This window comes from Mesotoga sp. (assembly GCF_035363035.1).
Taxonomy (GTDB): domain Bacteria; phylum Thermotogota; class Thermotogae; order Petrotogales; family Kosmotogaceae; genus Mesotoga.
This window is the reverse complement of sequence record NZ_DAOSEH010000080.1, coordinates 1-10,227: the sequence shown is the minus strand read 5'-3', so window position 1 is coordinate 10,227 and position 10,227 is coordinate 1. Positions and strand designations below refer to the sequence as shown.

The following is a 10,227-nucleotide window of genomic DNA, read 5'->3' as shown; positions in this document are numbered from 1 at the left end:
AGGTGACCGGTGTTTTCGAGCCGGGAACGGGTTTCATGTGGATCCTGCAGCAGGGTCTGGTTCTGGGAATCTATCCTCCTCTTATTTTTCTCGGGATTGGAGCTGTGACAGATTTTTCGTTCGTCCTTGCAAATCCCAAGACTCTTTTCCTGGGTGCGGCGGCGCAGATAGGGGTCTTTGTGACGTTCATCGGGGCGAATCTTCTTGGTTTTTCATTGCTCGATGCAGCGGCGATTTCGATAATCGGCGGTGCGGACGGGCCGACTTCCATTTATGTTGCAAGCGTTCTCAAGTCTCAATATCTACCGGTGATAGCCATAGCCTCCTACTCTTATATAGCTCTGGTCCCCGTAATCCAACCACCGGTTATGAAACTGCTGACCACGAAGAAAGAACGAAGGATAGTCATGGGAAAACAACTGAGAAAGGTATCTAAGCTCGAAAGAATCGTATTTCCCGTTGTATCTACAATAGCGATTTCAATAATCGTTCCACAGTCGCTTCCCCTTATTGGAATGTTGATGCTGGGTAATCTGCTTAGAGAGAACGGCAGAACTAAACGTCTCGTAGAGGCTTCAGGCAAGTACATATCCGATACGGTTATAATACTCCTGTGTGTTTCTGTAGGAGCAAAGGCCGATGGAAAGATATTCTTGTCAGTGGAGAGTATAATGGTAATGGTCCTCGGGTGCGCGGCCTTCATAGTCGCAACGGCTTCGGGAGTACTTTTCGCCAAACTGATGAACCTCTTCTCGACCAACAAGGTGAACCCGTTGATAGGGGCAGCAGGAGTATCGGCCGTTCCAACGGCCGCCAGAGTCGCTCAAAAGGTGGCATCCGAAGAGGATGGAACGAATTTCATATTGATGCATGCCATGGGACCCAATATAGCTGGCGTCATTGGTTCTGCGGTAGCCGCCGGAGTATTTCTTTCTATCATAAAGTAGAGCGGGAGGAATTTTAAATGGCAGGGAAACGGCAATTTCGAGTGAATATCAACCACAACTTCTGCAAGAGATGCGGCATCTGTTACTGGATCTGTCCGACCAAGACGATAACAAAGGGAGAGCTCGGCAAACCTCAGGTACTCGATCACACAACCTGTATCGGTTGTTCCATGTGCGAGAACTCCTGTCCGGATTTCGCCATAGACATTCAGGAGGTAGAGGCGGTGATTGAAAATGCGTGAGTTTGTCCTGCTTCAGGGCGACGAGGCCTGTGCGCTCGGAGCCATCAAAGCCGGGTGCAGGTTTTTCGCCGGATACCCCATCACACCGGCTACCGAGATAGCGGAAACGATGGCAAAGGAACTTCCGAAAGTCGGCGGTACTTTCATACAGATGGAAGACGAGATCGCCAGCGCTGCCGCCATTATAGGCGCTTCGCTTTCAGGCGAAAAATCAATGACCGCAACAAGCGGACCTGGATTTTCGCTGATGCAGGAAGCTATCGGCTACGCCGCTATGACCGAAACTCCCACCGTTATAGTCAATGTTCAGCGTGGAGGACCTTCCACGGGGATGCCTACCAAGACGGCGCAGGGAGATGTCATGCAAGCCAGGTGGGGCACGCACGGCGATCACCAGATCATTGCGATTTATCCATCCAACGTCGAAGAGGTCTATAAGTACATCGTTACCGCTTTCAATTACGCCGAGCTTTACAGAACCCCCGTGATCTTTCTGATGGACGAAATACTTGGCCATATGAGGGAGAGCGTTTATCTTCCTTACGAATCGGAAATGATGGTAGTACCAAGAACGGGTGAAACGGGTCTGGCCGAAGATGATATCTTCCACCCCTTCGAAGGCGACGATCAGATGATGGCCACTCCCCTTGTAAAAATGGGAAAATCGAGATTTCACGTTTCGGGGCTGGTGCACGATGAATCTGGCTTTCCAGTGGGCACACCCTCGGATGTTTCAAGGCTCCTCAGACGTCTGGACAACAAAATCCGTTTGCACAGCGACGAGATAGTTATCTACGACGAATTCATGACCGAGGATGCCGAGATCCTGGTTCTGGCATATGGATCGGTGGCGCGAAGCGCAATGAAGGCTGTCAAAATGGCACGCGAAGACAAGATAAACGTGGGGCTTTTCAAACCCGTTACGATCTGGCCCTTTCCGAGCACGAGGTTGAGACAGCTCCTCAAAAAAGTCAGCGCAGTGATCGTTGCCGAGATGAATCTCGGTCAGATACTCTTTGAAGTGTCGAGATTGAACAAACGAGGAGTCAAGCTTGAGCATCTGGGAAAGGTCGATGGCGAGCTCATTACGCCCCAGGAAATATTGGATTCGATATCAAGGGTGAAATCTGAAATAATGGATCTTTGATCGATAGATACGGTTCTTTTCTAGACTCCTTCTGCAGAATAAATAGAATGTTAAAACTTTTGCGAAATGGGTGGCCTCTGTGGTAGAATAACAGCGAAAAAACCCGGAGAAGGAGGAAATCTTAATGGAGATCCTGAAGGTCAGTTCTAAATCAAACCCTAACAAGGTAGCAGGTGCCATTGCCGGAGTAATCTCTAAGAATGAACAGGTGGAGCTTCAGGCCATTGGCGCTGGTGCTGTGAACCAGGCTGTCAAAGCTGTGGCCATCGCCTCAAGATTCCTCAGAGAACAGGGAACGAAAGTGTACATGGTTCCTGGTTTTGTGGAAATACAGATTGGCGAAGAAATGCGGACGGGAATCACTATAAAGATCATCTCAGGAAAAGAAGAAGAGTAACGATACCACAAATACAGAAAAGAGATCGAGAGATCTCTTTTCTTCATTTCTAAACGATTCAAAAATGCTAGAATAGTCAATGAGAAATTTAAAAGGAGGATTACGATGCTTACCGTAAACGATATGCTTTCAATCGCTCTAAAAATCGAAGGGGCCGGTTATTCCTACTACTCGAAACTAGCAGAAAAAACGACTGGAAAAATTAAAGAACTCTTCTCACATCTGGCCGACCAGGAAAGGGACCACGCCAGCAGGTTCAGAGAGATGCTCAAGGATATCGAAAACTTACCGGTAACGGCCGAGTGGGAAGACAACGTGGGCTATCTCAAGTCTTATGCTGAGATTTCGATCTTCCCGAAGATCGAATCCGAAGAGGTGCCACAGAACCTCAACAAGGCTATAAGTGCAGCCATGGAAGTCGAGAAGGACAGCATAATTTTCTACGGCGATCTAGAAACCTTCATACCCAACAGCGAGAGTCTCAAGAAGATTATCGCCGAGGAGAAGAGGCATCTTATTGATCTCGTGAAACTCTACGGCACGGTTTAAGACGGGAATTACTTGTTGCCTTCTGTTCAATTTAGAATTAGTCCCTAAAAAATAACTTAACAAATCTCTGAAACCTTCATCCAGTCTCTCCTGTAGTAATTATTGGAGAGACTTTTCTTTATAATTGCCATACTATCACTTGATTTTATACTACCAGATTTGATAGAATCTCCCTTGATAAATCTCTTAAGGAGTTGCTCAGATGAAACCAGATCCTGTTATCGTCGAAAATCTAGCTCTTGCATCGATTTTCATCGATGGCCATCATGGATTCATAATGGATGGGGTGATCAACCCCGACAGGCATATACTCGAAATCGACACTCTTATGGAAGCGGTGTCGATCGAAAAAACAGTAAATGAATGACCTCACGGATTCCCCGTGAGGTTTTTTTTTACACCGGAACAACTCTTAATACAAACCCATCATCCAGGAGGAGGGATCTTGTGAGCAAAGAAAATTCGTCTTATCAACAGATTCAAGCTCAGGAAGACAGAAGCAAAGGTTTGAACAAAGGGGCTTTGCTGGTTCTAGGTCTTCAACACGCCTTCACCATGTTTGGCGCAACCGTACTGGTACCGTACCTTACCGGTGTTCCAGTCAATGTCGCTCTTTTCACCGCAGGAATCGGAACACTGATTTTCCACCTTCTCACGAAATGGAAGGTCCCGATATTTCTCGGTTCCAGTTTCGCCTACATAGCTCCGATAAACGCCGTTATACTTTACCACGCCAATGTCTCGGACAAATTCCAATCCGTACCGGAGGCGATGGCTGCAGGAGTTTCGATAACACCGGAGATGATCGCTTACGCGACCGGAGGGATCATGATCGCCGGTCTGGTCCAGGTAGGTATCGCGATATTGATCAAGTTCATTGGTGTCGAAAAATTTGAAAAGCTCTTCCCACCGGCAGTTGCCGGCACAATAATCGCAGTCATAGGTCTCAACCTTGCTCCTGTGGCTATAGACATGGCCAGCTCCAACTGGTGGATAGCTCTAGTGGCTCTGGGAACTGCCGTTGTTGTCAGGCTCTACACGAAAGGTTTCACGAGGCTGATTCCGGTTATGTGCGGAATCATAGTTGGATATGTCGTCGCTGCGATCACCGGTAACGTCAGTTTTGCCGCGGTTTCGGAAGCAGGATGGATAGGTGTTCCCGGGTTCGTTCTGCCGAAGTTTTCCCTTTACGCTCTTTCGGTTCTGGTTCCGGTAGCTCTTGCTCCGACGATAGAGCATTTTGGAGATATCTTCGCCGTTTCTGCCATAGCGGGTAAGAAATATTTCGAAGATCCCGGAGTACACAGAACTCTTGCCGGTGATGGTATAGCGACAGCTGTGGCGGGACTGCTTGGAGGACCAGCGAACACCACCTACAGCGAAAACACCGGTGTTCTTGCCATAACGAAAGTCTTCAACCCAGTGGTAATGAGGATAGCGGCTGTATTCGCGATAATTCTCTCATTTGTTCCAAAAGTCGGCGTGTTGATACAGTCGATACCCACTTCCGTTATGGGTGGTATTGAAATACTTCTGTTCGGTATGATATCAGCGGTTGGAATGAGAACTCTCATAGAAAACAGAGTTAAAGTCGATGGCAAGAATTTGACAATAATTGCCGTGATGCTCGTGATCGGTATAGGCGGTGCATCGATCGGGATTGGAAACGTGAAATTCGAGGGAATAGGGCTTGCAGCCCTGGTTGGGCTAATTCTGAATGCTATTTTCATGCTGACAAAAGCCCCCGAAGAATGATGAGAATTTCGCAATAAATATAAAGACGCCCTTGAGGGCGTCTTTTTTTGATATACTATTCGAAAATAAGGGGGTGAAGGCTTTGCTGGAAGGCAAACAGGTCAGGCTCAGAGAATACAGGAAGGAAGACGTGGTTCTTGCGCACAAGTACATAAACGACTTCGAGGTGAAAAGACTGCTTGTTCCCGGTATTCCCTTCCCTATGAGACTGGAAGAGGAGGAAAAGTGGTACGAGAGTCAGAGCGCTTTCAAAGATACCTACAATTTTGCGATCGAATCTCTGGAGAGTGGCGAATACCTGGGTGGCTGTGGAATCAACGAAGTCGACTGGAAGAACAGTGTCGCGGTCGTTGGTATCTTCCTGGGCAAACCCTACTGGAACAAAGGGTTTGGAAGCGACGCCATGAGTATACTTTTGGGGTTCATTTTCGATCAGATGAACATAAACAAAGTGAACCTCAATGTTTACTCCTTCAACGAACGTGCCATAGCATCGTACGTCAAATGTGGTTTCAAAGTCGAAGGAAGACTGAGGCAGAGAATTTTCAGGGATGGAAAGTATCATGACGAAGTCATAATGGGCATTTTGAGATCGGAATTCGAACACGGTTGATACATATAGTCTGGACCATTTCTGATTTGGTTTTGCGTGAGTTTCTCAGGATCATGTTTCCTATAGAATCATATTCTCTTTCTGGCTGAAAGCAAAAAAAAGAGTGGTGCCTTCGCACCACTTTAATCCACATCTCTAAACAAGGGGTTCATTTATGTCAACTCGCTTTTATCGTGCAGAATTTCTTCAACTTCAGTTTGATTTTTATCTCTTTCACTATAAATAACATAACACAGGAAATCATAATTGTCAACCAATACAGTCATAATGATTGAATAATTACTGGATATCCATAATAATAATTACCTGGAAAGATGTTTTATCTGGATAAGTTCACTGTTAAAAAGCATTGATTGAAAGTATTTCACTTAATTTGATCAGATTTTCAATAAGTTTATACATGATTTGCTAACTTCCATGGAGATTGCACAACATAAACAACGTGGGTAGTATTGGAGTGTTGATTAATTTATAAAATTCAGATTGAAGTTTTCAAGTCAAAAAACAAAGGCTACATGGTACTTTCAAAGACAAGTAGTACGTGGTAAACTAAATATAGTACGTGATCCTTACCGTGGAGGAAAGAATGCACTACAGTCTTTTCAAATCATACCTGCAGCCGGCTGAAGCCAGAGAAATTCGAAAGACCCTTTTTACGATGGCTCTTCCAGCGATAGGAGAAAATGTATTACAGATGCTCCTTGGAATCTCGGACACTGCCTTTCTAGGTCACTACGACTGGAGAATCATGACGGCGGTCGGAACTGCCAATCAGGTGGTATTCATATTTCAGGCAGTTCTCGTGGCCCTTTCTACAGGGTCCATGGTTCTCATATCCAACAGTATAGGCGCCGGCAACAGGGAGAGAGTGAATTCAATAGCCTGGCATGCCGTTTATCTAAGCGTTGCGGCTGGTGTAGTTCTCTCGCTGGGATCGCTCTTCTCCGGACAACTACTCGGGCTTTTCTTTCCATCGAGCGATGCCTTCATGCAGAGTAACGGGAGCCAGTATCTCGGAACCATAATGGCCGGTTTTCCGGCCATGAGTATCATGATAGTTCTCGGGGCTACACTGAGGGGATCGGGCGACACAAGGTCGCCTATGATAGTTGCGGCGGTTGCGAACGTGTTGAACGTTTTTCTGGACTACGCCATGATATACGGCAAGTTCGGTTTTCCTGAAATGGGTGCTTTCGGCGCCGCACTCGCAACTGTTTTATCAAGAATTGTAGGATCGGCGATAATACTTCTCTTGCTCTTCAAAAACAGCAAAATCTCTATGAGTCGAAAGCCGGCAAGGCTCTCAAGATGGATGACCAGGGAAATCTTCTCGATCGGACTCCCGACCTCAATAGAAAACTTAGGATTCTCCACCGGTGTGCTGGTCTTTGCAAATATTCTCTTCATCGCCGGACCACAGGCTTACGCGGCCCACAGAATAGGTATTCAGGTCGAGTCGCTTTCATTCATGCCGGCCTGGGGCATGGGCGTTGCCATAACGGCGATGGTGGGTATCTACAACGGAGCCAACGAACGAAGAAAAGCAATAGGATCGGTCAGACAGGGTTGGCTGATCGCACTTTTGATTTCTTCTATAATAGGGACTACCATAACTATTTTTCCAGATCTCTTCATTTCGATTTTTACCAACGAAAGCTCAATCGTAGAGGCCGGTCGCCTTCCCGTGAGAATAATAGGCCTCTTTCAGGTTGTCATGGGAACAGATTACGCTGTAACCGGTGCTTTGCGTGGTATGGGCGATACATCCTTTCCGATGAAATCCTCTCTCGTTGCCATGTGGTTCATAAGGCTTCCAGTGGGGTTCCTACTGGTGAAGTACTTCAACATGGGCCTTCTAGGTGCCTGGATAGGTATGATGTTGGACATGGCGTTCAGAACATTTCTGAAGTTCAGAAGATTCTATTCCGGTAAATGGGAGAAGACCGCCGATGCTATCCAGAGTCGTTCAAAGAACTTAATTGATAATGAATCCAATTGAAAGAAGACTAAACCTCTCCCTGGCAACACCAACACACGGGTTGCAATGTTTCAGTTGTGAAAGCGTGTAAACAGATATTTCACAGAAAATGAGACAGGTTATTCTCATAAAAGGTATATAATTATTATCTGGCGGTAGTTTCACTTTTTCGGTCAATGGTGCGTAATAAATAGTCAGCTTAAATTTTTTTTAACACATGTTTTGATAAGGATTACGTACCAGATCAAGTGAGAGATACAGACTCTCGTTATGATAATCGAGTTTCATCAGGTCTCATCGTTTCTCAGGGCAAAATGAGGGAAGAGTAAAAAGCAAGGTTTTATGTTATAAAGGAAAGCGGAGTCGTTTTGTTCGCTCGTTGAAGGGTTTCAGCCCATCAATATTATTCGTTATGTATTGTTGCTTCTAGTCAGATGTCGATCTTCTATATTATTTCAGGAGGTAAAACATGAAAAAAACCCTAGTCGTTCTGCTTGCGCTCCTAATTCTCTCGACTACAATGGTATTTGCGTTGGTCACCGGTTCTCCTGTGATTAAGGGACAGCTTCCGTTCCTTCTCACGAACGCCGGACAGGGTCCTGGTGGAAAGATGGCAAGACTTCTTATCTGGCAGTCGAAGGCTATTCAAGAAACGGATTTCGATTACAACGCCGAACCTTTGAGAGACAATCCAAACGATCTCGCCGCGCGTGATTACAAAATGCTTTTCGTTATAATCGGCTCATCTGCGAAAGGGCTCGGCGCATCGGGTATAACGATCGAAGAGGAGATCGCGAGGTTGAACAAAATGATCGTCGAAGCCCAAAAATTGGACCTTTTCATAATCGCGGCGCATATCGAAGGGAAGGATAGAAGGGGAAATCTCGGCAGTGCTGACGAACAGTCCATAGATGCAATTGCTCCTTTTGCAGACTATCTTATTGTCATGAAAGATGGAAATCAGGATGGAAAGTTCACCAGGATAGCCCAGGAAAAAAATATCCCTCTAACGATAATTGATAACACTATCGATTTCATGCAGGTCATCAAGCAGATGTTCCCAACCGAATAGTTAGAAACTATCGAATGTTTTCGGGGGGAGTTTAAATGTATCTTCAAACAACAATTATAGCAATTGTCATGGTAGCAACTTTCGCGCTGGCCAGCTGGAAACTGAAGTCACCCGAGATTTCGATGGTGATTACCGCCATCGTGGGCGCTCTCGTTGGAGGTTTCGGTTTCCCTTCGAGACTGCTGGTCGAAGGAATGTTCACATACTTCGATGTAGGCCTGATATTTCTTACCGCGTCGATATTCATCAACATCTATTCAGAGACCGGTGCAATGAACGCTCTGGTCAGGTGGATCGTCAAACAATTCTACGACAAAAAATGGTTGATGTTGATCCTTCTGGGTATTCTGCTGATAATCCCTGGAGCCCTTACCGGAGCCGGTAGCGTTTCGATCTTCGTGGTCGGGGGTCTTGTCAGCTCCGTAATGAACTATATGGGCTTTTCGAAGAAAAGGATCGCGGCCTTTATCTATCTCTTCGCCATGCTGGCGGCAGTTGCGCCTCCAATAAATCTGTGGGCCATGTTGATGGCGGCACAGGCCAACATGCCATACGTTGGTTTCGGCGTTGTTCTTATAGTTCCAATAATCATAATAGCTGCCTTCACCATACTCTATACCGGACTGAGCAAAACGCCTGGAAGAAAGACGAAAACCGAGATTCTCGAAGAGTTACCACAACCACCGGCCGGGATGAACTGGTTTAAAATCCTCGTTCCTTTCGGTGTGCTCTTAGTGCTTATTCTACTAATGCAGTACGCGACTTTCTATATTCCCGTACTTGGATTGCCTCTGACGTTCATGATCTGCGCCTTCATTTCGATGGGAATGGATAAGGACCGCTGGAAGGTAAAGAAATGGTACAACGTCATGGTGAAGACCGTCGATCAAGTCTTTCCGTTGCTGGGCACCGTTATCAGCGTCGGAGTGCTGGTGAATATCATGACGGCCACCGGCGTGAAGGGATTGCTGGCAATCACCTTTATCACGCTCCCAATGGCATTCATCTACATAACCGCACTTATTTTTGCTCCATTCGCGCAAGGTTCCCTTAGCTATGGAAGCGCCATCATCCTCGGGACCCCGATAATATTCCTTTTCAACTCCATGGGTCTCAACGTAACCGTCACCGCCGCTGCACTCAGCTTTCTCTTCCCGCTTGGAGACTGCCTGCCTCCGTCGAGAATTGTTGGCCGGTTGACAATCGAAACGGTTGGTTACGAAGGTAGTTACATGTCCTTCCTCAAAGCCATAGCCATACCCTGGTTATTCATGGGAGCTATTGGACTGTTGATGTTGTTGTTCCCCAACCAGCTCAGGTTCCTGGTGGTCTATTGATGGAGGTGAGGTGAGAACATGCTGGTCTTTTTCGACACTATAATTTATTATCTGTACTTTATAATGACCGCGTTCTTCGCGTTTCTGCTCTTGAGGAACCTCTTCAAGAGGGAGAAGAGGAAGGCCCTGGTGTACGATATTGTCTATTCTTACGTCATAATCACATTCATCCTCAGAGTAATCGGGATCA

Annotated in this window: 11 protein-coding genes; all 11 read left to right on the top strand. The window is 46.3% G+C overall.

All coding sequences use genetic code 11. From position 1 onward, the window contains the following. Positions 1–947 (top strand): sodium ion-translocating decarboxylase subunit beta (locus PKX57_RS09975; RefSeq protein ID WP_472417090.1); only part of this gene is annotated, 947 nt, incomplete at its 5' end. Positions 948–964: 17 nt separating this feature from the next. After that, the gene (locus PKX57_RS09970) at positions 965–1,189 is read left to right on the top strand and encodes a 4Fe-4S dicluster domain-containing protein (protein WP_169699730.1); all 225 of its coding nucleotides are present in this window, start codon (positions 965–967) and stop codon (positions 1,187–1,189) included. Continuing rightward, positions 1,182–2,336, top strand: coding sequence for a 2-oxoacid:acceptor oxidoreductase subunit alpha (locus PKX57_RS09965; RefSeq protein ID WP_213922670.1), 1,155 nt, complete (start codon positions 1,182–1,184; stop codon positions 2,334–2,336). Before PKX57_RS09970 ends, PKX57_RS09965 begins: the two co-directional genes overlap by 8 nt. Before the next feature lie 124 nt (positions 2,337–2,460). Continuing rightward, positions 2,461–2,733 (top strand): stage V sporulation protein S, encoded by a 273-nt coding sequence (locus PKX57_RS09960; protein WP_169699728.1) that lies wholly within the window; start codon positions 2,461–2,463, stop codon positions 2,731–2,733. Positions 2,734–2,838: 105 nt separating this feature from the next. Then, positions 2,839–3,282 carry a ferritin family protein gene (locus PKX57_RS09955; RefSeq protein WP_213922671.1) on the top strand — a complete coding sequence of 148 codons (444 nt, stop codon included), beginning with the start codon at positions 2,839–2,841 and terminating at the stop codon, positions 3,280–3,282. Positions 3,283–3,484: 202 nt separating this feature from the next. Next, complete coding sequence (locus PKX57_RS09950) at positions 3,485–3,649, top strand: hypothetical protein (protein WP_213922672.1); 165 nt, start codon at positions 3,485–3,487, stop codon at positions 3,647–3,649. Positions 3,650–3,729: 80 nt separating this feature from the next. Then, on the top strand, positions 3,730–5,037 hold the full coding sequence (locus PKX57_RS09945) for a uracil-xanthine permease family protein (protein WP_472417088.1): 1,308 nt from the start codon (positions 3,730–3,732) through the stop codon (positions 5,035–5,037). An 82-nt stretch (positions 5,038–5,119) separates the two neighbouring features. Beyond that, complete coding sequence (locus PKX57_RS09940) at positions 5,120–5,650, top strand: GNAT family N-acetyltransferase (RefSeq protein WP_213922674.1); 531 nt, start codon at positions 5,120–5,122, stop codon at positions 5,648–5,650. Positions 5,651–6,236: 586 nt separating this feature from the next. Next, positions 6,237–7,649, top strand: coding sequence for an MATE family efflux transporter (locus PKX57_RS09935; protein ID WP_472417086.1), 1,413 nt, complete (start codon positions 6,237–6,239; stop codon positions 7,647–7,649). 448 nt (positions 7,650–8,097) lie between these two features. Further along, a complete protein-coding gene (locus tag PKX57_RS09930) occupies positions 8,098–8,700 on the top strand; it encodes a DUF6305 family protein (RefSeq protein ID WP_472417084.1) in 603 nt (200 codons plus the stop codon). Between the two features lie 35 nt (positions 8,701–8,735). After that, a complete protein-coding gene (locus PKX57_RS09925) occupies positions 8,736–10,037 on the top strand; it encodes a citrate transporter (protein WP_213922506.1) in 1,302 nt (433 codons plus the stop codon). Positions 10,038–10,227: the final 190 nt, after the last annotated feature.